The following is a 24,098-nucleotide window of genomic DNA, read 5'->3' as shown; positions in this document are numbered from 1 at the left end:
GGCGTAGCGTCCTCTTAGGAGGCCCTTGCCATGGTCATTACGCTGGATACACCTGTCCGCGAGATAGCGGTTGAAGTACCCTCCGCCATCCCCGTCCTAAAACGATTCGATATCGATTATTGTTGCGGTGGAGCGCATTCGCTGGCTGAAGCGTGCTCGCAACACAATGTGGAAGCTGCCCCAGTGCTTGAAGAATTGGAGCGGCATCGGCAGCGACAAGGTTCTTCGGGACCACAATGGAAGAAATTTCCCCTACAGGATCTGATAGACCATATCGTTCATCATCATCATGAATTTGCGCGCGACCAGCTAGATCTGTTGCAGGAACTTGCAACGAAGGTAGAGCGGAGGCATGGAAACAGCCATCCCGAGATATTCAACATAGGGATCGCGCTCGGGGCCGTTCGCGCAGAATTAATCCATCACTTTTCCTGCGAAGAAGATGTTCTATTTCCGTACATCAAGCAACTGGAGACAGAGGAACGATCTGTATCCTCGCCTGTATTCAGCAATCTGGAATATCCCATATCGCGCATGATGCAGGACCACGATCATACCGGCGAGGAATTTTGTCAGTTACGGAAAACCACAAACAACTATCAGCCTCCGACTGATGCCTGCACCACGTTCCGCGCGTTGTACAAAACGATGGAAGATTTAGAGTCTGATCTCCATCAGCATATCCATCTAGAGAACAACATCCTCTTTCCCCGCGCGCTCGAGCTCGCGAAGGAGCGTGGATGAAAACGTCCTCCCATGTCGAAGATATACCGGTCGGTGCACAAGGAGATCTCCTGCACGTCAGGAATGAACTGCACAGTCAGTATCTGGTGACTGCCTTCATTTTGATTGGACTTTTGTTCATGTTGCTGCCGGGGACGTTTCTTGGCGTGTGGAATCTATTAAGCATCTCCGAAGTGCATGATGCTGACGCGCTGCCGCTGGGCTGGCTGCAAGCACATGGACAGGCACAGATCTTTGGATGGATTGGGTCTTTTATACTCGGGATAGGCTTCTACTCGCTGACTAAAATGCAGTCGGGAAGGAAGTTTCCTCTTGTGACAGGATGGTGGGTCTGGTCTCTGTGGCTGATCGGCATCGGTCTTCGCTGGTGGAGCGGCATAACAACGTGGCACTGGCGGGTCTTGTTCCCCCTGGGTGCAATTCTGCAATGTATAGCCTTCGTACTCTTTTTCATCTCCGTACGGCGGCACCGCCCGCGAGCGACATCCTACAAGCCAGAAGTTTGGATGCAGATCGTAGCTGCATCGACGGTCACTTTTTTTATTACCCTGATTGTGAATGGCGCGTTTCTAACGCATCAGGCATGGATAGGAGCCTCACCTGCAGTACCGCACCTGCTCGATCAGCAATTTGTAACTCTCGCGGTGTGGGGTGTTATTGTACCGACCATCTGGGGATTCAACGCCAGGTGGCTATCGATCTTCGCCGGACTAAAGAAACCAGACGGGAATCGGCTGATATTAGCATATGTGTTAAGTGTTGCTGGTATCGCACTCACTTTCTTTCAATGGTGGATGGCTTCAACCATCGTCCTGCTGAGTGCTGCCATATTCTCCATAGATGCTCTGCATATATGGAGGCGCCCGATTCAGCCGCCCAAATTACTTAACATCCATCCGAGCTTTCCTTTCTTCCTGCGTGTGGCGTACGCATGGCTGCTGATTTCGTGCATCCTGGCAGTTTTGGCTGTACCACTAGACCGATCCGGCGGACTATGGGGTGCAAGCCGCCATGCGATTACTGTCGGTTTTGTTGCGGGCATGGTATTTGCGATCGGCCAGAAAATACTACCTGCCTTCTGTGGCATGCGCATCCTGTGGAGTACGCGATGGATGTTCTGGTCGCTGTGCCTGTTGTCCGTCGGGTGCCTACTGCGCGTAAGCACAGAACCACTGGCTTATGGCGGACTCTGGTCTCCAGCCTGGAAGATATTACCGCTCTCTGCGCTCATCGAAATGACCGCGATAACTCTTTTTGCGCTAAACCTGGGAGCGACGCTATTACAACCGCCCGCTCATCTTCGTTCTGAAAACAAGTCTTCCTTATCGCGAGGAGCAGCATGAAATCCTACAAACGTCTATGGATTGCCTTTGCTTTGGTCGTTGTGATCTCGTTTGCCGTGCTAGGTGGCGTTGGATATCACGTGATTAGCAACGCTCCACCGATTCCGCAACGTGTAGTCACTACCGCTGGCACGCTCCTATTTACAGGTACCGATATTACGAATGGTCAGGGTGTATGGCAATCGATCGGTGGGCAGGAGATCGGATCGATCTGGGGCCACGGCGCATATGTTGCGCCGGATTGGACAGCAGACTGGCTACATCGTGAGTCCACCATGACCTTAGATAGTTGGGCACGGCAGCAAGGCGGCTCATCGTATGATGCTTTGAACGTGGAACAGCGGGGCGCTTTACAGGCGCGCTTGCGCGAGGAGATGCGTCACAACACCTACGATCCGCAGACGGAGACGATTACCGTCTCGCCGGTGCGCGCACAGGCTTTTGGCGCGTTGGAACAACACTATGCCGACGTGTTTGGGAAAGGCCGCGATGAATATGCAATTCCGCAAGGCGCATTGACGGACCCTCTAAAGCAACGGGAGATGGCCGCATTTTTCTGGTGGACGGCATGGGCATCCACTACGAATCGTCCGCATGATAACGTGACGTACACCAACAATTGGCCGCATGAACCACTCGTGGCGAATGAACCGACACCGGGATCGATTGTGTGGAGCATCATTAGTTTCGTGTTGCTACTTGCAGCGGTTGGCGGTATGGTGTGGTACTTCTCATCGCGTGATCCATCACCGATTCACGAAACTCCCCCAGCGCGAGATCCATTGTTCGGTTTGAGTCCGACCCCCTCACAACGTGCGACAGTGAAGTACTTTTACGTGGCTGCGGCGATGGTGATCCTGCAAATTGCTTGCGGCATTATTACTGCTCACTACGGTGTGGAAGGTTCTGCTCTGTATGGCATTCCTTTGGCAAAGTGGCTACCATATTCGATCTCGCGTACATGGCATCTGCAACTGGCCATCTTTTGGATTGCAACGTCGTGGCTTGCAACAGGGCTGTATGTGGCTCCGGCAGTCAGCGGTTATGAACCAAAAGGGCAGCGGCTGGGTGTGAACCTTTTGTTCGGTGCTCTGGTGCTGGTGGTTGGAGGGTCGCTTACTGGCGAGTGGCTGGGGGTAGAACAGAAACTCGGCAACCTCTGGTTCTGGTTCGGTAATCAAGGTTATGAATATATTGAACTGGGCCGATTCTGGCAGATCCTTCTGTTTGTCGGACTCACGTTCTGGCTTTGGTTGATGTGGCGCGCATTGCAGCCAGCGTTGAAACGTCCGTCGGAAAGCAGACCGCTGCTGATCCTGTTTCTACTGGCGAGTATTGCGATTCCGCTGTTCTATGCGTCCGGCCTAATGTATGGCCAACGCAGCAATCTGGTCACAGCCGAGTACTGGCGCTGGTGGGTTGTTCATCTTTGGGTGGAAGGCTTCTTTGAGGTCTTTGCAACAGTTGTGATCGCATTTCTCTTTACGCGACTTAAACTGCTGCGTACGGAAACGGCAACTCGATCGGTCCTATTCTCTACCGTGATCTTCCTTGCAGGCGGCATCCTGGGTACGTTCCATCATCTTTACTTCTCAGGCACAGGGCCGGCGGTCATCGCTCTTGGATCGGTATTCAGCGCAATGGAAGTGGTGCCTCTGGTGCTGATCGGTGCAGAGGCTTGGGAGAACATTCGTTTGGGTCGCCAGAGAAATAAGACTGTATGGATTGCAGCGTATAAGTGGCCTATCTGGTTCTTTGTGGCGGTCGCATTCTGGAACTTTGTCGGTGCGGGTCTGTTCGGTTTCTTTATCAATCCACCGGTCGCACTGTATTACATGCAGGGTTTGAATACGACTCCCGTGCATGGCCACACAGCATTGTTTGGCGTCTATGGGATGCTGGGTCTTGGCTTGATGCTCTTCTGTCTACGCGCATTGCAACCTGGCAAAGCATGGAAAGATAAGCCGCTGACTATTGCATTCTGGTCAATCAATATTGGCTTATCCTTCATGGTGATACTGAGCATGCTGCCGGTCGGTCTGCTCCAAGGCTGGGCCTCGGTAAAATACGGTACCTGGTATGCCCGCTCGGCAGAGTTCCTGCAAACGCCGCTAATGAATGATCTACGTTGGTTGCGCGTTCCCGGTGATACCCTGTTTGCCATCGGGATGCTCGCATTCTGTTGGTTCCTGTTTGGACTTCTTACAGGACGCTCTTACGACGATAAGGCATATGTGGAAGAAGGAGGTTGGGAACTGGTGAGCATCGGTTCTAAAACCGATTATGCTGAAAAGAGCCAGTCAGACTCGTAGTCCGCACCTTGCTGAACCATTGTTTATTTCATCAGGTTTCGCCTCTACCAGAGGCGGAACCTCTTTCTACAATCATTGATAACGGCGACCGGGATGTAATACGTTAATGGAAATCATATAAATCGTGTCTCTCGTGCCTTATCGGAAAGCTTTATCAGTCGTGTAGCTTTCACGTGGATCACATTCTTCTGGCCCTGGAGACGCTCCGAGGTCCCCGGCTACGCTCATTCGTAGCCTCTTGCCCGCCGTCAATTCCTGAAAGCCAGTTCTGAGATTCTCATCTGCTATGCAGGCTATTTGATGGTTTCCGAAGTTTGTTTCATGTTTTGAAAGTGATGGTATTGCTTGTCGGTTAGTCAATACTGTTCGAAGCCAGAGAGGTGGCTTACGGCTGATGTGTGCCATTGGAGCGCTCATCTTCAGAAATTTGCGGTGAGCTGGAGATGCCAGTTATGATGCCTCTCCCGCATTTTCTGCTGCGGAACTGCCGAGTGAATTTGTGATTCGCTTCGAGACTCAAAAGGAATCAGTCTGCTATGCCGAAATTATTTGTGGGGCGCTGCCTCTTTCAGGAAGTTTTGTCTCTTACCATGCTCTTTGCTTCGACATTTCTGTTAGCTCAGGACCAACCTGACAAACCGTTTAAGGTTTTCCAGTTCCCTGCGAATATGATTCCGCGCATCGACGGCGATGCTTCGGATTGGGCAATGGTGCCCGAGAGTTACACCATCGGTATGGATCAATTGCATAACGAGCATCCCGGCGTGCCTGATGCCAACAAGTTGCTTGATGTGAAGGTGAAAGTAGGGTGGGTAAGGGGCTTAAACCGCCTTTACTTTCTGTATGAGTCGACGGACAGTTTCTATGACTTTGCCGATCCGGGATTGCATAACGATATCTTTGAGCTTGTGGTTGACGGCGACTTATCCGGTGAACCACTGGATCCGCGTTTTCGTCTGAATCCAGCCCAAAGCAATGCTGTAGCGCGTCGATCCATGTTTGGGACCGGCGTGCAGAACTATCACATCTTTACCCCTGCAAAGGATAAAGAGTGGGCGATGGAACTGGGCTGCCAGCCCTGGATAAAAGAACTGCCCTATGCAAATCACGCGGCTGCTCCGTACACCTTCAAGCACGGCGAGGGCGGTCATTACAGGATGGAGTTCTGGATCACTCCGTTTGACTATGCCGGTTGTGAAGGGGCAGAGCGGGCTGTTGAATCGAAGCTATATGAAAATAAGACGATCGGAATTTCCTGGGCAATTATCGATCAGGATGGCCCAGGCAAGAGTGCCGGCTTCTGGAATCTTTCCAGCAAGCACACGATGTATGGCATCGGTTCGCAGTTGCGGGCATTCCGTCTTATGCCGCTGGATCCCCAGTTTCAAAAGCCGATTGATGCGCAATGGGATTTCAAGGTGATTGATATAGATCGCCGTCTCGTCGCCTTTCAGGATCAGTCGGTGGGCAGGATTACGAAGTGGAATTGGGATTTTGGGGATGGCACGCAATCGTCGGAACAACACCCCATTCATGCCTACAAGTATGCAGGCGATTTTGTCGTCATTCTGACCGTCGAAGGTCCGGCGGGCAAGTCCCGTTTATCCAAGGTGTGGGATGTCACATTTCCAGGTGATTACATTCCTGGCGGGCATGAGACGAAACCGTGAAGGATTGAGCAGAAGCTGCAAGCTGCAGAATGGTCGCGGAATACAGCTCTTTCGCTGAATTTACAGGATCGGTCAGTCGCCTCAAAAAAGAAATCCTTGACAGCCAACCAATCACAGGCTTAGGTTTCTCACACCGATTCAAAATGTGTCATATATATATTCAATAATCATATATTGATATAAATTGGAATCCGAAGTTTTTGCCCGTTGGGAAGAGGGGAAGAAGAATGAAAAGTTTGAAACTCATCTGTTTTCTCCTGCTGGGGCTTGCTGGGGCAAATATCGCCAGCGCTCAAAGCAGTGGAACCATTACTGGAACGGTCACCGACGCCAGTGGCGCGATTGTTCCGAAGGCGACGGTGACGGCTCGTAGTGCGTCCACCGGCGTAGAAACTACTCGCATCACGAATGACTCCGGCGTGTATGTGCTTGTGGTTCCTCCAGGCGACTATCGTGTAAAGGGTGGCGCTCAGGGGTTTCAGTCGATCGCTCATGAACGCATCACCGTGGATGCCCTTGCGAGCATCTCACTCGACTTTTCGCTTACTACTGGCAGCACTACGGATGAAGTTACAGTGACCTCGGCCAGTGACGGAATCCAGACTGAGAATGCCTCCCTGGGAACAACGCTTCGTAACGAGGTATATGCCGCGCTTCCTCTGGCTATGAGCCAGGGCGTGCCACGCGACCCCACTTCATTCATCGGACTTGCGCCGGGTGTCGCATCGGTGGTTCTACAGTCTGCGGGCCCGTCCTACACCTCCTTCAATGGCGGACAGCAGGAAGTGAACGGCCTCTACTTTGAAGGTCTACCGATCTCATTCCCGAACCAGCAGGGTGATACGCGCCCCATTGCGCTCGCTGTTTCAGTGGATGCAGTCAATCAGTTCCAGGTCGAAATCAATGGTCAAAAGGCCGAATGGCAGGGGCAAGGATTCCATAACTACGTCATCAAGTCCGGGGCTGATCAATTTCATGGAAGCATTTTCGAATTCTTCCGTAACACCGCACTTGATTCGCGGAACTACTTCGCATCCTTTGTCCCCCCGGATCACCAGAATGAATTTGGCGGTAATATCAGTGGCCCGTTGAAGAGAGGCAAAATCTGGTTCTTCGGCAACGTTGACGCCTATGTTTTCAACACTGCCACTGCTCCCACGTTGCTTTCAATTCCCAGCCTCGCGCAGCGTGCAGGGGACTTCAGTGCATTGCCAACGCCGATCTATGACCCGGCAACCCAGACCTGCACAGGTTCCGTATGTACCAAAACGCAGTTTCCTGGAAACATCATTCCGGCCAGCCGCATTTCCGCGGTTTCTCAGTCGCTTGCTTCCTATTTGCCCAATCCAACCGGCCCAGGCTTCATCAACAACTACGTCAATCCGCTGTCCCGCTCTATCACGAACAAGAACACAACGGAGCGTGTCGACGTCAACCTCACCGAGAATCACCGTTTCTATGGTGTATTTGCCTATGGAACATGGCGTACCGACTACACCGGAAATCTGACGCCTACCGGTACAGCCTTGCCGCTGCCTTATACGCAAACCCCAGGTATTGTGATCGAGAAGCCACTGATCGTACAGCTACACGATACGTACACCTTCTCCCCAAGCTTACTGAATACTTTCGGCATCGGCGCGACGCGACTTTCAATTCCGATTCTGTCGGTGACTGCCGACGGTGCCTACCCGCAAAAAGCAGGTCTTAATGGGCTTCCTGGGAACGGTCAAGCTGCACTTGGATTTCCAGGAATCAACTTCAGCGGTCCCAATGCTCACAACAACTGGGCAGGCACCGGACCATTCAACGAGTGGGAAAACTCATACACCGTTCAGGACAGCATCGACTGGGTGCATGGAAGCCACATCTTCCGGTTCGGAGGTACCTACCAGAACCTTCAAGACAATCGCGCAAATCCGGCATCCGGTTCAAGTGCGAGCTTCACTTTTTCCAATAATGTAACGGCTGGCTTCTCACCGACAGGTACGCTGCTCTCGACGACCGGCAATGCTTACGCGAGCTATTTGCTGGGTGGACCGGATTCTGCATCGATCGTCAACAACACGGTCGTTGAAACCGGCTCTCGCTTCCAGAACTTCTCCCTGTTTGCGCAGGATGACTGGAAGGTCACTCCGAAGTTGACGTTGAACCTCGGCGTGCGTTGGGACGTGTACTTCCCATTCAACGAACAGCATGGACGCTTCTCGTTCATGGACCCGACGCTTCCCAACCCTGCAGCCGGCGGTATTCCTGGTGCTCTTGTCTATGGCAAGCAGCTTGTCCCGACACATTGGAATAACGTGCAGCCACGTATCGGCCTTGCATATTCGCTTGATGACAAGACTGTCATCCGCGCTGGCTTCCTGATCACAAATACGATGGGTACGCTGGGCCTGGGCGGAAACGGACCGAATGGTCCAGGGCAGAATGGATTTAATCCTCCGAGCGGGATTGCAACGTCGGTGACCGGGCAGCCGGTCTTCTACTGGCAGAATGGCGTTGTTCTGCCGCAAACACCTTTTCCGACTCTTTCTCCCGGTTTCGGCGCAGGAAACTCTACGGTCAATCCCACAGGCGCCATTGCTCCCCCAGCCCTTATTCCTGATATCGCAGGAAAATCGCCTGAGCACATTAACTGGAGCTTTGGTTTCCAGCGGCAGTTGCCGGGTTCGCTTACTTTCGGTCTGACTTACTCAGCGAGCGTTGCGCACTTTCTACCGCGCTTCACCGCTGTTGGTATGTTCTCGAACTCCATGCCGATCAAGTACCTCGCTCTTGGAAGCCTTCTGAACAGCCAGGCGACGCCCTCAAACATTGCGCTGGCTCAGGCGCAGTTTCCGGAAATAGCCATGCCGTTCAGCAACTTCAAAGGCACGATTGCGACAATGCTTGCACCGTTCCCGCAGTATGCAAGTCCGACTTCGGGTGGCATCACCTGTTACTCCTGCAACTTTGCCAGCTCGAATTACAACTCGATGCAGGTTACGGTAAGCCGCCGACTGAGCGACGGCATCACAACACAATTTGCTTACACCTGGGCAAAGGAGATCGACAATATTAATGGAACAGCGAGTCAGCTTGGCGCCGTGACTGGTGGAACCAGGAACCCATACGACCAGAAACTGGACCGCGGACTTGGTCTGATTGACCATCGTCACAATCTTCATTGGACAGGTCTTTACCAATTGCCATTCGGCAAGGGCCGTCTAGGTGGTTCGAATCCGATCTTGAGAAAAGTGATTGGCGGATGGTCCGTTACCGGGATCTTCTCTTTCGTAACCGGTATGCCGATGGGCGTTACGGGTAACGGTTGTCAGACTCCAGGAATCGTCTCTACCTGCATGGTGAATATCAATCCGAATTTCGTCGGAAATATTTACACGGCACCGGTGGGGTCGAGCCTGAATCGATCTTTTTCCTATATCAACAAGTCTGCATTCTCAAATCCTGCTCCCTATACGTTTGGCAATGTGCCACGTTCCGCGCCATTCGGCCTGACCGCACCGACAAATTGGGAGATCGACACAACCCTCCGCAAAACGGTTCCGATTCGCGAGCGTGCCAAGTTCGAGTTCGCAGCCGACATCTTCAATCTGGTGAACAACGTTGTGTTCTCCGCGCCTCAAACGAATATCGATTCGTCGAACTTCGGTACGGTGACGAGCACACAGAATCAGGCTCGGCGCATTCAGCTGAGCGCACGACTCAGCTTCTAAAGGACAGGGCAAACAGATGAAATCACTTCATAAATCATCGATTGCCTTTTCGGTCATGCTTCTGCTGGGTGCGGGGCCTCTCCGCACTCAGCACGAAGCCTCAGTGTTTCCAGATTAAGAAAGAGAGAAAAACATGAAGAAGCAGCATATATTTCTCAGTCTCAGCGCGTGCATTGCATTCGGGGCGATAGCTCTCGCGCAGGCGCCTGCAACCGAAGGTACCCAACCTCCGCCGATTGTGGGGGGAGCTACAGGCAGTGGAACCTCAGGCATCTCCGGAGGAGGTAACCGCTTCAGGACCCCTACGGATCCGATCGTTACCGCAAAGACTGCTGAAATTCGTAAGGTCCTCGACAAGGTCACCCCGGTGACGAACGAACAGCTGCACAATCCGTCTCCGAATGACTGGCTGATGTGGCGGCGCACCTATGACGCTTATGGCTTCAGTCCGCTGAAGCAGATCAACCGTGACAACGTAAAAAACCTCAACGTGGCATGGAGCTGGGGCCTCAGCGTGAACGGCGTTTATGAATACACCCCGGTTGAGCATGACGGCATCCTGTATGTCTGGAGCCATGGCGAAAGGGAGTCGCTTGGAGAAAATATTCAGGCGCTGGACGCCAGGAATGGCAACCTGCTCTGGCAGTACCACCGCAACATTCGTCCCGGATTCAACCCTCTGAACGTGTTTGCAACCAAACGCTCTCTTGCCATCGCCAGCGACAAGCTCATCTTCCCCACCACCGACATGCACATCATCGCGCTCAACCTGAAGACCGGCGCAGTGGAATGGGATGCGGCCACAGATGATGACAACAACCCGAAGGGCGTGCGCACCTACAACGGCGCACCGCTGATTGTGAACGACAAGGTCATCATGGGCTCTAGCGGCTGCGCTGCCGGTGGCATGACGTATTCGCAGACCTGCTTTGTTGCGGCCCGCGACCTGAACACGGGCAAGGAAATCTGGCGCTTCAACACCTTCGCCCAGCCTGGCGAGCCCGGAGATGAAACCTGGAACGGGTTGCCGGCGGAAAAGCGTTGGGGCGGTTCGGTCTGGTCTATTCCCAGCTACGATCCGGAGCAAAACCTGCTGTACGTTGGCGTCGGCACACCGTATCCGTGGCGGTCGATTGAACGAGGTACGCATAATCCCAAGGGCGGCGGCCACAATGGCGACGGCCTCTACATGAACTCCACGCTGGCGATCAATCCGGATACAGGCAAGCTGGTGTGGTACTACCAGCACCTGCCCAATGACGATTGGGACCAGGACTACGCCTACGAGCGGATTATCACCACGACCAACTATGGCGGTAAAAAGCGCAAGATCCTCATCACGGTGGGCAAACCGGGCGTGTTCGAAGTTCTGGATGCCAAGACCGGCGAGTTTATCACCGCGCTTGATCCGGGCTTCCAGAATATCTTCTCGTTTGATCCGAAGACCGGCGTGAAGACACCGCTCCTGCCGTCAGAAACTCCCTGGACAGGGGGGGCTAAACACTGCGCGACCGCTAATGGCGCGCGGAATTACATGCCAGGAGCTTTTGATCCGCAAACGAACCGTTACTACCTTGCGATCGATGACCTATGCATGAACAGAACTCCGGAAACGCCGGACCACATGATCGCGTTCGACGCTAACACTATGACGCTGGCCTTCGAAAACTTGACTAGAGAAGTGCAGACGTCGGGCATATTGACCACGGCAGGTGGCTTGATGTTCTCCGGAGCTTCCGACCGGTACTTCCGCGCCATGGACGTGAAGGACGGCAAAGAGCTGTGGCGGTCTCGCGAGCAGGACGTTGCATGCTCTGCTCCGATGACCTATATGGTCGATGGCAAGCAGTATGTATCAATCATTGCCGGTAACCCAGGGAATGCATGTATCGGCCGGGCAAGAGCGACACTCGAATATCCACGGCCCGCCGAAAGCGTCGTACTGTGGACGTACCAGCTTCCCTAGTAGGCAATTGAGCGGTGCAAGGCGTCTGTGAATACCATTGTCGGAGACGATATTGGGCTGAAAGCGAGATAAAGAAGATGAAAAAGCAGAAAATGCAAACCGCGGTTCCTGTTCTGACTGCGCTTCTGATGGTGCTTTATCCCGTGGCTTCTCTGCCGGAGCAAAAGTCGACGCCAGCCCAGACTGTGCCTTCAACGTTGGTTGCACAAAATGCACCGAAGGCGCTCCCTGACGGTCCAGGAAAAGATACATTTGTTCGCGTATGCAGCAAGTGCCACTCGACGGATATACCAGCGTCGCAGCACAAAAACGCTGACGAATGGACCAACACCCTTATTGATATGCGCAACAAGGGGGCTGAAGCGTCTGATGAGGAAATGGAGCAGATTCTCAAATACCTCGTAACCAATTTTGGTCCGAGAAAGTGAAACACGTCTGAACCTTCCCATTACCGGAGTGGTCCGCGGTAATGTGCTTCTGGCGTTCGGGGAGTGCCCCCTTCCGAAGGCCTTGAGTATCCATATTAATTACGGCTGACCTGATCTGAGCCTCCAGTCAGGTCAGCCGTGCAGCCTCGGAAGCTTTCAATTCGAAATCGGGAGAAAAGGAAAACAATGCACTCAGGCGTTTGACAGGCAAGGTATTAGGTTTATATAGTTTGATCGCTTAAGTATCGTATATGTTTAATTATATCATCATATGATGTTATTTGTGTAATTACTAAAGAAGGATCTTGAATGAAAGACAAAATTGCGGTGATCGGCGCTGGATTTATGGGGCCCGGCATCGCGCAGGTATTTGCTACTGCCGGGCATCCAGTTCACCTTAGCAACAGATCAAGCGGCAAACTGACCACCGTCATCGATCAGGTCCGCTCAAACCTTACGGCAATGGCGGAGTACGACCTAATAGATGCTACGGAGATCCCCCAGATTTTGAGCCGTATCTCCCTCACGACAGATCTGGCAGAAGCCTGCTCCAACGCCTCCGTGGTGATTGAGACCATCACAGAGTCACGACAACTGAAGCAAGATCTGTTTGTACAGCTTGACCGGTTATGTCCGCCTGAAACGATTCTTTGTAGCAACACGTCGGTCATCAGCATTACGCAGATTGGAGAGAAGGCCGGACACCCGGAGCGTATTGTTGGTACTCATTTCTACCAGCCTCCCTATCTTGTCCCTCTTGTTGAGGTGACGCGCACGGAACACACTCTGCCGCAACATATGGACGCGGTTGTAGAGCTTATGACTGCATGTGGCAAAGTGCCGGTGCGTGTGCAGAAAGATGTTCCTGGTTTTATTGCGAATCGAATGCAGCACGCTCTCTGGAGAGAAGCCTTTTCCTTGATCGATGAAGGCATCTGCGATGCGGAGGCCGTTGACATTGCCGTAAGTAACAGCTTTGGTATTCGCCTGCCCGTTCTTGGTCCAGTAGCCAATGCTGATTTGGTTGGGCTGGACCTGACCCTTGCTATTCACGATTACGTACTCCCTCACCTGAGCGTCTCGCCGGACCCTTCTACCACGCTGCGTTCGCGTGTTGCAGAGGGGCAACTGGGCTTCAAGACGAAGTCAGGCTTTCTTACATGGACGGATGAGCAGATGGCAGCGACGAGAAAGCAGGTAACGACCCATCTGCTGCGAATGCTGAGTCAGCTCAAATCGAACGCAATGCCGGTGAAAGACTAACTAGAGGAAGAAAGAGGGAACATGAAGGTAAGAGGAAAGATTGCGCTGGTGACAGGTGGAAACCGCGGCATTGGCAAGGGAATCGTGGAAGTGCTGGCCGATGAAGGAGCCGATGTCGCGGTGAACTGCATCGCTTCGAAGGAGCAGGCGGAAGAGGTTGTCGATTTGGTCCGCTCAAAAGGCCGTAGGGCAATTGTTGTTCAAGGCGACGTATCGAAACGTGACCATGTGGAAGCGATGATGGCCAAAGCGTGGAAGGAGCTGGGGCCACTGGATATTCTGGTCAATAATGCCGGCATCGAAACCATAGTCCCTTTCCTCGAACTTACGGACGAACAGTGGACGCGCATTGTTGATGTGAATCTGCGTGGAGAATGGCTCTGTTCGCAGGTGTTTTGCCGGCATGTGGTTGCGGAAAAAAGAAAGGCCGTCATTGTGAACATCGGTTCGGTGCAGGCCGGCAAGGTGTTGCCGGGCCGAACGCACTATGCACCGACAAAATTAGGTCTGGAAGCCCTTACGCGCAATATGTCCGCAGAGATGACGCCGCTTGGAGTTCGCGTGAACTGCGTCCATCCCGGCCTGATCGATACCGACATGACGGCGTGGGTGATGAAGCGGCCGGATCTGCTGCCAGGCATACTGCAGCAGATATCGCTTGGCAGGCCTGGAGAACCACGTGAGATTGGCACAGTCGTCGCGTTTTTTGCTTCGGAGGAAGCGAGTTATCTGACCGGGCAATCTATCCATGTGGATGGTGGGTGGGTAGGGAAGTAACGATTCAAGAAGCAAAATTCAAGAGTTAAGGAAGATTGCGATGGCGCACAAGTTAGTCGACCTAAGCATGGCAGTTCATAACGAGATGGTCACCTTTCCTCGCGTAGTTCGGCCAGCGTTGGTGATGTATGAGACATGGGAAGGATTTGCTGAGCGCATTGGTGCGAGCCGATTTGGGATACATTCTTTAACTGCACACTGCATGATCGTTATCGGAGACCACATCGGTACGCACATGGACTCGTTACGTCATATGCGTAAAGATGCCCCGGGGCCTGAGGGCATTCCCCTGGAATACTGTTATGGCGATGGTGTATGCCTCGACTTTCGCCATCTATCGAAGGGAGCTGGGATCAGCGTCGACGACATGAAGCTGGCGTTGAAGAAGATCGACTATACCCTGAAGCCCTTGGACATTGTGCTGATCAATACCGGGGCAGGCAGCATTCAGGACAGTGAGAAATATCTGACGGACCATGTTGGAATGACCGCAGAAGCCACAAACTGGCTGCTAGACCAGGGAATCAAAATGACGGGTATCGATGCGGTTACCTTCGATCCGCCAATCTGGGCTATGTTTGAGAGAAAACAGTTCTGGGAAGCGCATCGGGTTATGTTGACACGCGAATATTACCATCTTGAGAACCTGACCAATCTCGACAAGTTGCCGGAGCATGGTTTCAAGTTGAGCCTGTTTCCCATCAAGTGGGTGAACACTACGGGAGCTCCGGTGCGGGCTGTGGCAATTCTCGATTAGTTATTTCTCATAGAAATATAAGGCCGCAGGGAGTATCCCCTCGCGGCCTTTTTGCGCTGTCTGGCTCGACTTACTGCAACCAGTCTGTTCGTGCGGGCGAGAAGATGTCGATATCGATAGTGTCTTCAAGCGCTTCCGCAAGATGATTGGCGTTTGAAGGGATAATGAGGATGCTGTCCGGAGTAAGAACGGTCTCTACGCCTTCTACTTCGATCCGAAGGCGGCCTGACATGACCATGGAGATCTGTTGATGGACATGTGCGTGAGCGGGGACGAGTGCACCACGTTTAAACTGAACGCGCAGCAGCGTCATGCTCGGAGTGTGGATGACCTGGCGCTTTATCAGAGGGGTAAGCTCTTCTTCGGGTACCTGATCCCAGTTATAACGCTCTATCATTGCCGGGCCGTCTCCTTGGTTTCTGCGTTCGATGAGGTCTCCGAGGGAGTAGTGTCTGCATCGAGGTCTCCGAGGATGAACTGAATTCCTGAGAGAAAGAATTGAGAGAGTTCAGGAGACTTGAAAAGAGTTGGGTTGTGGCCGAGGATCGAGAAGAAGACGCGCCCTTTTCCATAGTTCTTGATCCATCCCACAGCATAATCCTCATCCGCCCGTGCGACTGAGGAACCAGGAACATGCACTACGCCCTGGTTCATATTCGATTTTTCGACGTCGATGCTTAACAATTCATGCAGCTTTGTACGTGAGTACGGCGGATTGGGAAACCGGAAATACTCATCCTCGTATAGAAATTCTTTTCCCTGAAAGGCGTTTGTGAGAAGGCTGTGCGGATCAGTGATCTTCACCCATAGCTGTTCCGTATTTGCGCGATGCACGCCGCGCCGCACGCCGATCATATCGGAGAACTCCGGCCAGTCCATGGATGCGTGACTTGTACCGTGATTTCCCCCCAGGCCGCCCCCTTCGCGTACAAAGCGCGTAAGACCATCGCGCACTTCCGGGTCTACGAAGATCATTCCGACTGTGTTGTTCAGAAAGATGGCATCGTACTGCTTGATGTGCGGATATTTCAGATTGTCGAGATTGTTATCGAAGATGGTTTCGTAGGCTCCAGTCTGTTTGCCCATCTGCTCCAGCGCGAAGTTTTCTGCGGGAATCGAACGATGACCACCGTAAGCGATATTGAGGTCGAGCACGAGCAACTTGCGCGCCTTCTTCGGCTTCACAACAGCCTGTTTCGGTAGAGCTGCTTCGATCTCAGTACGATCTTCCGGGGTGAGGCTTGCGGGCGTACGAATTGCAGCAGTTCGAGAGATACTGTCGACACGATTCGCCATGACTGGCCGAAGGGCTTCGTCGAAGGTCTCCATCGCTTTTTCCAGTGTGTCTGTGGGGCTGCTGATGGTGAGGAGAGAAGGCTTTATCTGCAGGTAGTACATCGTAAGCAGCATTTTGCCGATATCTGCTACTCCAGTCCCTGGTGGGACATCATGACCTTCTTTGCCGTGGCTGCTTCTGTCCTTGAGGTTGAGGACAAAAAGTTTGTTCTTCAGTTGCGTTACAGCATCTGCCGGCTGCACTCCCTGTTCAAGCCAATCGGCGGTATCGCCGCAGACCCCGAGATTGCTGTAAGACGCGACCGCAGCAAGAGTCGCTTTCGGATCGCCGCAGACCGCAACCTTCAATTTGCTTTCACCCGCAAGACGGTCAAGCAGAGACAGGTCTCCGGGCATTTGATCAACGACCAGGACGGTGGTCTTCAGCGTTTGTGCCAGGTCAAGCACCGAGCGAATGGACTTTTCGTCTGGTCCAATCGATGGGGTGTGATAGGCCACCACGTTGAGATTCATTGCAATGAGCTTGTCTGTGACTGCTCTTACTTCGTCGGGATATAACCTGGCATCGACATTCTTGGGAATCGCGATATCAAATTTTTGATTGCTGGAGAGTTCTACATCTCCGAGTCCGAGCCCGTCGATTTTGTCCAACGCATCTGCAAGGTTCAACTTTGGGAAAGCATTGGTGCGAAGGCCTATCTTCCATCCGAGCAAAGGGGTTGCAGCCATTCGCATGTTCGACCAGGACTCCCATCGCTTTGAGTCGATACCGCGTGCTGGAGGTGGAGCAAATGCACGGTGGTCGGCTACATCAAGGCCTCCGGATGGTACTGCAGCCGTAGGCAGTGCTGACTGCGCGAATATGGTTGCACTGGAAATTGCTACGAGAGAGAAAAGGTAGATTGGTTTGTACATACGTTAGTCCTTGCTCTTTGCAGGCAACGGCAGATTGGGATCGTTCGGATGAGTAGCCAGAGGATGTATCGTGATGTGAAGTGCAGGATAGAGGGGAAGAGAAGAAAGTGCGGCGTGCAGTTCATCGATGGATTTAGCTGTCCAGATGCCCCAGTTTTCACGGCGACCGGGAACTCGCCACAGACGGCGTAGGAGGCCCATTTCGGCAAGCTCTTGCGCGCGATCCGCTTCCTGTTTCAACAAACGGTTTGCATCTTCGCCTGTTCCGATCGAGCCGACTTCCATGTGTACCAGAAAGTCCATCGTGTGTCCTTACTGTTTTTGAGCTGCAGAGTCGATTCCAACAAGGAATGTGATTGAAGCGGTCAGCTTAACCGGTCAAGAACTTATTGGCCAAATGCAAGAATGAGATTTCCGGGAGCGCCGCCTTCGAAGCCGGTATAGCCTGAGGTCACAAAAACCATTCCGTTCGCAACCGTTGGCCCGGCAGATCCAATGGAGCCGCCTTTGCCTTTCACTCCATTCACCGTTGTCAGATCCTGTGTTGTGTCGAACTCCCATACAGGCGTTCCGTCCATGGTCGTGAACGCACGCAGCATGCCATCAAGGCCTGCTGTGAAGAGGACCCCGGGGATTACTGTCGCTGCCGCGGTGAAACCCGAGTGATCCCACATCTTCTGCTGTGCAGGAATTGACTTGTACCACTGTTCAACGCCGTCTGACAGGCGCACGGCGACAACCCCTCCCGCAGGCGTGTTTCCTCGCATACCGCCGCGCATGGGAAAGTAAGCGTACTGCTGATCAGCCGCACCGCCAAAGACAATTTGTCCACGCGAAATGTCTGACTTCCAGACCAATTCACCTTTCTTGTCCGGGTCGTGTGCCCATGCCATGCCCGACTTTTGTCCGGCAATGACAAGGTCTTTGCCATTCGGCAGTGTAACTAACATTGCGCCGGCGGAGAAGTCCCAATCAGGACCTTCGGACTCGGGACAGTAGTAAGTAGACGGCATAGGACGGCGATTTATTACTGGAGTTGTTTTCCTGGCGCCTTCTTCGTCCTGCGGAGTAAGAGCAGCAGTGCTGAGAGGCGGAAAGTTTTCAGGCGAACCGGCGTTGTGCCCACAGCCGGTGTGCCATACATCTTCGGGTTCGTCCTGTTGTATCCACAAGACGTTGCCATTGTTCAGATCGAGGGCCATGATGGCATCCGATCTGCCTACGTCCGGGCCAGAGAAGGTATTACCGGTACCTATATATAGAGCATGCCGCTTGGCATCGATTGCAATCGGACCCCATACACCTACGCCGGCTGTCCCGATGTACTTCCGTCCATCGGGAGTTGTCCGTGGGATGGGCTTATCGGGAAGGGTGTAGGTCTTCCATATCTGCTTGCCGGTAGAAGAGTCGAGCGCCGCAACCATTCCGCGGAAGGTGCAGCAAAGATAGTTTGCGCTGGAGGATTCCGGCTCTTCCAGCGAAGACACAGGAACATAAAGCACACCGTTGTAGAGACGTGAGGAGCCGGTAATTCTGGAGAGAGGATGTTCATCGACAGGAACCTTCCAGATCTGTTGCCCGGTGCTTGCATCAATGGCATAAACGTTGCCACGAATGTCCCCGAAGAAGGCGGTGTATCGCATAGATCCAGGCTTGAGAGGTCCGATGCTGATGGCGCTGCGTACGCCGGTCTGTGCCTTGAAGGACCAGTGCACGCAGCCGGTGGCTGCATCCAGTGAGTAGATATAGCCCGCGTCCGAGCTGAAGAAGACGCGGCCAGCTGCCACAGTTGGCTGGCCATAGACCGATGATGCCGAAGGAACGCCGAACGCCCACTTCAGCTTCATGCGACGCACAGCAGCAGGGGAGAGTTTCGCCGCTTCACCACCTTGCATGCGCGTATTTTGCAAGTCAGGGCTCCATCCATTCCAGGAGGGAATCGAAGTCAAGTCGGCCACCTGCGGATTGGTCGGGCAAGGGTTGGTCATCTTGCTGGCATCGCCGTTTTCTTCCGCTCCAAGTTTTCTTCCACCGACCCATTCCGCAATATCCCGTTTCTGGCCGTCAGAGAGATCTTTTGCGATGGTTTTCATATCGCCTTCGGTGAGCGCGAGGTAAATCTTCTCCGGTGACATTTGCCGCAGCGTTGCAGGCGATGGCGCTTCCGCTACTTTCGGATTACCGTGACAGTTCTCGCAGTAGTTGCCAAAGATGGTTGAACCTGCGCCTTCGCCTCCACCTCTTGCCGGGGCGGGGTTGGGCGCTGAAACTGTTCCCGGAGTGATGGATTGACTGCTCTGTTGCAGAAAGCGTGCTATCTGCGGCACAGGTTTAATGGCCTGAGCAGACAGCCTCAAGCTCGACGACATAAGTGCCAAAACCATGGCAAAGAGCTTTATGTTCGACAACGCTCTCATGGATAAATTTCCCCTGTTCCAAAGTGGCTGCGCAGCTCTGTTAGAAGATAGGCATTTCAAAAATAATCAATATATGACTACAATGTCTATATATGAAATTAATGCAAAAAACATAATTTTGACCCTGTTTTGTTGTCAACCGATAACGAAGAAAATTCCAAAGCTGCTGCGTGGCTTGTCGTGAAGATCTCTATTTAAGAGGTGTGGTATCTGCCATTACCTCTTTCAGGGCAGCGGTAATGCGATCGATGTTGGGAAGCAACTGTTCGGAAAGGGATGGAGCCGCCGGCATACGCACATCTGGCGTTGCGACACGCCTGATCTTCAGTGCAACTTCACTGCCGATCATTTCATGAAGGCGGGCAACGATCTCACCGCCAAAGCCTCCAGTAAGGTTTGCCTCATGCACAATGACAGTGCGCCCCCCAGCATCCTTCACCGCTTTATACAGGGTCTTTTCGTCAAGTGGCGACAGCCAGCGAAGATCCAGAACGGCTATCTTATAGCCGTCTTTTTCCAGGGATTCAGCAGCTTCGAGAGCGATACGGACCATGGTTCCCCAGGTGACGATCACGGCACTGTTTCCAGCCCTCTTGAGATCGGCCTTTCCGATAGGCTCTACCGGCTTGGATACATTGACCTGGCCTGAGAGCTGATAGAGGGTCCGCGCTTCGAAGATGATGCAAGGGTCCGGATGAGCGACGGCCGAACGCAGAATGTCGTAAGCATCCTGCGGAGTGGAGGGAAGCGCTACACGCAAACCGGGGATATGAGCAAGCAGTGCTTCCAGGCTTTGCGAGTGCTGCGCGCAGGCGCCAGGGGTTGACCCTTGTTGGGTGCGGACGACCATTGGAACTTCACTGCGCCCGGCTGTGATGTAACGAATGTTTGCTGCCTGATTGATGAGCTGATCGAGCGCCACGAGCATAAAGTCGCCCCACATAATCTCGACAATAGGCTTCATGCCCATCAGCGCAGATCCAATGGCTGACCCAAGGATGGCACTCTCAGAGATCGGTGTATCAAATACCCGATGTTCGCCATAGGTCTTCTGAAGGTTGCGGGAGGCGCCAAAGATGCCTCCTGCATAACCGACGTCCTCGCCATAGACCAGCACCTCGGGGCACGTTTCCAACTCCTTCGAAAGTGCTTCGTTCACGGCTGAGATAAAGCTCATGGATTTTGTCGCCGCGGGAACTGTTTTTTGACTTTTTGCTGCTCCTGTCTTCTGTTCTGCCCATACATGCCTGGCGGCAGTCGAAACATCGATCGGAGGGGCATCGAAGACTGCCGTCATGACGAATTCCATTTTGGCCTTTGCTTCGCGGAACAGTTTGTCTAGGTCTTCGGGCTGCATGACACCGGCGCTCATTAAACGCTTCGAGATGGTCGTGATTGGATCTATGTCGCGTGCAGCCTGACGATCTTCCTTTGAGCGGTAGTGCTCAATGTCGCGGTTATAGTGTCCCCACAGACGTGGAACGCGGCATTCAATAAGGATAGGCCCACCATCGGCACGAGCGCGATCCGCTGCTTTTCTCACCGTCTCTCGCACAGCAATGGGGTCAGTGCCGTCGATGGTGAGTCCGGGCATGCCATAGCCCGATGCACGCTGCGCGATTCTGTTTACCTTAACGGTCTCTGAGATTTTGGTCATCTCAGACCAGCCATTGTTTTCACAGAGAATCAGAACGGGAAGATTGCGCGCAGCGGCAAATGCCAGACCTTCGTGGGTAGCGCCTTGATTGAAGGCTCCATCACCAAGTGAGACAGCGACTACCTGTCCATTTCCCTGGAGCTTATTGGCCTGTGCAACACCGCATGCAATAGGTAGACCAGCGCCTACGATGGAGTTTTCGCCGATGAAACGTCCCCAGGGCGCCATCATATAGGCTGAACCGCCACGGCCGCCATTGATTCCTATGCTCCTCTGGCAGATCTCGCCAAAGACCTCCGTCAGAGACAACCCTGCGGCAATAGCCCAGCCATGTCCACGATATGTGGCGACAATCTGGTCTTTTTCATTTAATCCGGCGATAGTAGCGACCGGGACAACTTCCTGGCCAGCACAGAGATGGGAGGATCCCATATAGAGAGGCGGGGTTGCCTGACTCAAGTCCTGCGCATACTGTTCCACAGTTCGGATCTCAATGATCCTTTTGAGCGCATCCAGAAGGTAGACGAGCTCTGCATCATCGTTTGTCTTCAATTCGGAAGCCGCAAATTTGGCCGTAGACATATCCCTTAATCCTTATTCGCTCGAATTTGCCAGATACTCTCAGCGGCGAGAGGCGAGAAGGTAATTCTTCCGACGTTCGCTAAATGAAGGTAGCGGTAAGTGATAAAATTTGTCAATAAAATATACAATAATCATATTATGATAATTACTGAAAAAATAAGCAAACTTACGATGACCGCGAGAACACCGGGTTATAACGGGAAAATTTAGCTAAAAGTTGATACGGGCTGCGTTCTTTAGGACTGCCAGATATTGCTCAAAATTCGTGTCGAATCTGGCGCTGGGAACTGAAATGCCCAGAACGAATCTTCCAGCCAGGCCATCAATCGGAACTGCGAGGCAACGGATGCCTTCGTGAAACTCTTCGTTGTCCACGGCATATCCACGTTGGCGGATCGTCTCAAACTCTTTCAGCAAAGTTGCTCGGTCCGTGATGGTTTTGGAGGTCCGGGCTACGGTGGGATGAGTATCGAGATAGTTTTCGCAGATATTCTGATCGACCATTGCCAGAAGGAGCTTTCCCGCGGCGCGGGCATGTGCATGACCGCTGAAACCTGGCGGGATTTGCGCCGCACCGACGGGAGACTCGCCGCGCGCCGTGGAGAGTGCAACAATCTCTCCATCGACCCAGCCACTGGCGTAAGCGGCTTCTTCGGTTGCAGTGACAATGGACCGTACACGGCGTGCCAGATGTTCCGGTGGCGCAAGTTGCCGATGAAATCCTTCGGCAATGGCCATGGACGCAAGGCCAAGAACGTACCGGTTGCTTTCGTTCTTACGGATAATGCCGGTGGCGTGAAGTGTATGGATCAGGTGATAGGTCACCTGACGGGACAGCTTGAGTTTCTCGGTGATGTCTTTGACCTTAAGGCCGTTGGGGCTTTCAGAGACAGCGAGCAAAATTGAGATCGCGCGAAGCGCGGATTGAACGCGCGGCTTCGGCTCCACTGTTCCTTCCTCGATAGGAGGGGCAACAGGAGTAATTGCTTTTAGTTTTGTTTTTTTTGCCGATGTCATTGTTTGTTCTGCTCCGTATTTAACAATCGGTCGAGGTGATAACCGTCATGCGTCTGGCCGATTGTCTGACCTTTTCCCAGTCAATTCTTATTCCTACGCCTGGCTCCTCGCCAGGTTTTATTTTGCCATCACGTATTTCAGGCAGGTCGATCAGGAGAGTCTCGATCGGATCGGCTCCGGAGCTGGATGGAATATATTCGGCGGCTTCGACGTTGGGGAATGCACATGCTAGATGGACATGCAGCGGCGCAAAAACGTGGGGAAAGACGGATCTTCCGCAAGCCGCCGCTATATTAATTGCTTCTATTGCTCCCGTAACACCACCACAGGTCGTGGCATCGACCCGAAGGATCCCTATGCCTTTTACCAGATCCGCAAATGCTCTCGGCCCAAAGACATCTTCTCCTGCTGCGATAGGCGTGGTGAGATCGCGCTGCAACTCATGGGTTAAGGACGTGTCATTTGCGGCGAAAGGATCTTCGATGAAGTCGAATCCCATGCTATCGAGGTCGCGGCAAACACGTCTGGCCTCGGTCAATGTATTCCAACTCCAATGAGCATCCGCCGCAACTATGCCGCGTGTATCTTTTGTAACTGCTGCGGCATAAGCGCGATCAAAGTCAGGATCGTTGCCCTTCAGCATTACTTTTACCCGGTGATGACCTGCATCAAGCAGACCGTGAACTTCGTCGGTAATCTCGGAAATCTGCCGGCGATCCATGTAATATCCTGCAACGGCAGTAACCTCTGCCTGTGTTTTGAATGCACCCAGGTATTCAAAGAGCGGTTGCTGCGCTGCTTTGCAGGCAATGTCCCAAAGACCGATATCGAACAAACTCAAGCCCCGGGTCAATGCGGCACGGCCAGGGATATTGGAATTTTCGAGCCGGTACATGATCTCGCGCCGCATGGATGCCTTTTGAGCGATTACCTGTTTTGCCATCAGGCTCAGGGTTTCGAAGAGAGGTGTACCGCGAGGATATCCAATTGCTTCGCCATAGAGGCCGGAATCCGTCTCAATGCGCAGCACAACATAGTCTCTTGTGCTGATTTGCGTTGAGCCGAGACGCAGAATGTGGGGCAGGGGAAGTCCACATTCTGCAAGATGTACCTTGGAAACGTTCATTAGACAAAACTCTTTTGTAAATCCATAGGATGCTCTTCGCCAAGATATCATCATGGATTGATTATTGCTGCATAATTTGATGAAACAAAGAATGAGCTGCTATAGTCTT

17 protein-coding genes are annotated in these 24,098 nt (G+C 52.9%); 10 read left to right on the top strand and 7 right to left on the bottom strand.

All coding sequences use genetic code 11. The features are described 5' to 3' along the window. The first annotated feature begins 30 nt into the window (after positions 1-30). From ric to H7846_RS12400, 10 genes are all read left to right on the top strand, one after another. Positions 31-744: an iron-sulfur cluster repair di-iron protein gene (gene ric, locus H7846_RS12445; RefSeq protein ID WP_186692481.1), complete on the top strand. Its 714-nt coding sequence runs from the start codon at positions 31-33 to the stop codon at positions 742-744. Continuing rightward, on the top strand, positions 741-2,087 hold the full coding sequence (locus tag H7846_RS12440) for a hypothetical protein (protein ID WP_186692480.1): 1,347 nt from the start codon (positions 741-743) through the stop codon (positions 2,085-2,087). The genes ric and H7846_RS12440 overlap by 4 nt, the downstream gene beginning before the upstream one ends. Continuing rightward, on the top strand, positions 2,084-4,399 hold the full coding sequence (locus H7846_RS12435; RefSeq protein ID WP_186692479.1) for a nitric-oxide reductase large subunit: 2,316 nt from the start codon (positions 2,084-2,086) through the stop codon (positions 4,397-4,399). The genes H7846_RS12440 and H7846_RS12435 overlap by 4 nt, the downstream gene beginning before the upstream one ends. 536 nt (positions 4,400-4,935) lie before the next feature. Then, positions 4,936-6,069 (top strand): PKD domain-containing protein, encoded by a 1,134-nt coding sequence (locus H7846_RS12430; protein ID WP_255460610.1) that lies wholly within the window; start codon positions 4,936-4,938, stop codon positions 6,067-6,069. A 227-nt stretch (positions 6,070-6,296) separates the two neighbouring features. Beyond that, positions 6,297-9,788, top strand: coding sequence for a TonB-dependent receptor (locus H7846_RS12425; protein ID WP_186692478.1), 3,492 nt, complete (start codon positions 6,297-6,299; stop codon positions 9,786-9,788). Between the two features lie 133 nt (positions 9,789-9,921). Continuing rightward, a complete protein-coding gene (locus H7846_RS12420) occupies positions 9,922-11,754 on the top strand; it encodes a pyrroloquinoline quinone-dependent dehydrogenase (protein WP_186692477.1) in 1,833 nt (610 codons plus the stop codon). A gap of 77 nt (positions 11,755-11,831) precedes the next feature. Further along, the gene (locus H7846_RS12415) at positions 11,832-12,182 is read left to right on the top strand and encodes a c-type cytochrome (RefSeq protein ID WP_186692475.1); all 351 of its coding nucleotides are present in this window, start codon (positions 11,832-11,834) and stop codon (positions 12,180-12,182) included. A 309-nt stretch (positions 12,183-12,491) separates the two neighbouring features. Continuing rightward, on the top strand, positions 12,492-13,445 hold the full coding sequence (locus H7846_RS12410) for a 3-hydroxyacyl-CoA dehydrogenase family protein (protein ID WP_186692473.1): 954 nt from the start codon (positions 12,492-12,494) through the stop codon (positions 13,443-13,445). Between the two features lie 21 nt (positions 13,446-13,466). Then, positions 13,467-14,222: an SDR family NAD(P)-dependent oxidoreductase gene (locus H7846_RS12405; RefSeq protein ID WP_186692472.1), complete on the top strand. Its 756-nt coding sequence runs from the start codon at positions 13,467-13,469 to the stop codon at positions 14,220-14,222. A 40-nt stretch (positions 14,223-14,262) separates the two neighbouring features. Continuing rightward, positions 14,263-14,979 (top strand): cyclase family protein, encoded by a 717-nt coding sequence (locus H7846_RS12400; protein ID WP_186692471.1) that lies wholly within the window; start codon positions 14,263-14,265, stop codon positions 14,977-14,979. Between the two features lie 70 nt (positions 14,980-15,049). On the opposite strand, the gene H7846_RS12395 is transcribed toward H7846_RS12400, so the two are convergent. The 7 genes from H7846_RS12395 to H7846_RS12365 form a co-directional block, all read right to left on the bottom strand. Continuing rightward, entirely contained in the window at positions 15,050-15,376 is a 327-nt protein-coding gene (locus H7846_RS12395; protein ID WP_186692470.1) for a cupin domain-containing protein, read from the bottom strand. Continuing rightward, the gene (locus H7846_RS12390) at positions 15,373-17,190 is read right to left on the bottom strand and encodes a ThuA domain-containing protein (protein WP_186692469.1); all 1,818 of its coding nucleotides are present in this window, start codon (positions 17,188-17,190) and stop codon (positions 15,373-15,375) included. Before H7846_RS12390 ends, H7846_RS12395 begins: the two co-directional genes overlap by 4 nt. A 3-nt stretch (positions 17,191-17,193) precedes the next feature. After that, entirely contained in the window at positions 17,194-17,493 is a 300-nt protein-coding gene (locus H7846_RS12385; protein WP_186692468.1) for a muconolactone Delta-isomerase, read from the bottom strand. 83 nt (positions 17,494-17,576) lie between these two features. Next, a complete protein-coding gene (locus tag H7846_RS12380) occupies positions 17,577-19,607 on the bottom strand; it encodes an outer membrane protein assembly factor BamB family protein (protein ID WP_186692467.1) in 2,031 nt (676 codons plus the stop codon). A gap of 190 nt (positions 19,608-19,797) precedes the next feature. Continuing rightward, the gene (locus tag H7846_RS12375) at positions 19,798-21,846 is read right to left on the bottom strand and encodes an alpha-ketoacid dehydrogenase subunit alpha/beta (RefSeq protein WP_186692466.1); all 2,049 of its coding nucleotides are present in this window, start codon (positions 21,844-21,846) and stop codon (positions 19,798-19,800) included. A 210-nt stretch (positions 21,847-22,056) separates the two neighbouring features. Next, entirely contained in the window at positions 22,057-22,863 is an 807-nt protein-coding gene (locus H7846_RS12370; protein ID WP_186692465.1) for an IclR family transcriptional regulator, read from the bottom strand. A 19-nt stretch (positions 22,864-22,882) separates the two neighbouring features. Continuing rightward, the gene (locus H7846_RS12365; protein ID WP_186692463.1) at positions 22,883-23,989 is read right to left on the bottom strand and encodes a mandelate racemase/muconate lactonizing enzyme family protein; all 1,107 of its coding nucleotides are present in this window, start codon (positions 23,987-23,989) and stop codon (positions 22,883-22,885) included. Between the last annotated feature and the right edge of the window lie 109 nt (positions 23,990-24,098).

Source organism: Edaphobacter sp. 4G125 (assembly GCF_014274685.1).
Taxonomy (GTDB): domain Bacteria; phylum Acidobacteriota; class Terriglobia; order Terriglobales; family Acidobacteriaceae; genus Edaphobacter.
The sequence above is the reverse complement of the archived record's forward strand: the minus strand, read 5'-3'. Positions and strand labels throughout refer to the sequence as shown.

Bases quoted from the DNA above. Each gene is read 5' to 3' on its own strand.
- H7846_RS12410 (WP_186692473.1), top strand. From the start codon at position 12,492: ATGAAAGACAAAATTGCGGTGATCGGCGCTGGATTTATGGGGCCCGGC.
- H7846_RS12405 (WP_186692472.1), top strand. From the start codon at position 13,467: ATGAAGGTAAGAGGAAAGATTGCGCTGGTGACAGGTGGAAACCGCGGC.
- H7846_RS12370 (WP_186692465.1), bottom strand. From the start codon at position 22,863: ATGACATCGGCAAAAAAAACAAAACTAAAAGCAATTACTCCTGTTGCC.
- H7846_RS12420 (WP_186692477.1), top strand. From the start codon at position 9,922: ATGAAGAAGCAGCATATATTTCTCAGTCTCAGCGCGTGCATTGCATTC.
- ric (WP_186692481.1), top strand. From the start codon at position 31: ATGGTCATTACGCTGGATACACCTGTCCGCGAGATAGCGGTTGAAGTA.
- H7846_RS12430 (WP_255460610.1), top strand. From the start codon at position 4,936: ATGCCGAAATTATTTGTGGGGCGCTGCCTCTTTCAGGAAGTTTTGTCT.
- H7846_RS12365 (WP_186692463.1), bottom strand. From the start codon at position 23,989: ATGAACGTTTCCAAGGTACATCTTGCAGAATGTGGACTTCCCCTGCCC.
- H7846_RS12375 (WP_186692466.1), bottom strand. From the start codon at position 21,846: ATGTCTACGGCCAAATTTGCGGCTTCCGAATTGAAGACAAACGATGAT.
- H7846_RS12440 (WP_186692480.1), top strand. From the start codon at position 741: ATGAAAACGTCCTCCCATGTCGAAGATATACCGGTCGGTGCACAAGGA.
- H7846_RS12390 (WP_186692469.1), bottom strand. From the start codon at position 17,190: ATGTACAAACCAATCTACCTTTTCTCTCTCGTAGCAATTTCCAGTGCA.
- H7846_RS12380 (WP_186692467.1), bottom strand. From the start codon at position 19,607: ATGAGAGCGTTGTCGAACATAAAGCTCTTTGCCATGGTTTTGGCACTT.
- H7846_RS12385 (WP_186692468.1), bottom strand. From the start codon at position 17,493: ATGGACTTTCTGGTACACATGGAAGTCGGCTCGATCGGAACAGGCGAA.
- H7846_RS12395 (WP_186692470.1), bottom strand. From the start codon at position 15,376: ATGATAGAGCGTTATAACTGGGATCAGGTACCCGAAGAAGAGCTTACC.
- H7846_RS12415 (WP_186692475.1), top strand. From the start codon at position 11,832: ATGAAAAAGCAGAAAATGCAAACCGCGGTTCCTGTTCTGACTGCGCTT.
- H7846_RS12400 (WP_186692471.1), top strand. From the start codon at position 14,263: ATGGCGCACAAGTTAGTCGACCTAAGCATGGCAGTTCATAACGAGATG.
- H7846_RS12425 (WP_186692478.1), top strand. From the start codon at position 6,297: ATGAAAAGTTTGAAACTCATCTGTTTTCTCCTGCTGGGGCTTGCTGGG.
- H7846_RS12435 (WP_186692479.1), top strand. From the start codon at position 2,084: ATGAAATCCTACAAACGTCTATGGATTGCCTTTGCTTTGGTCGTTGTG.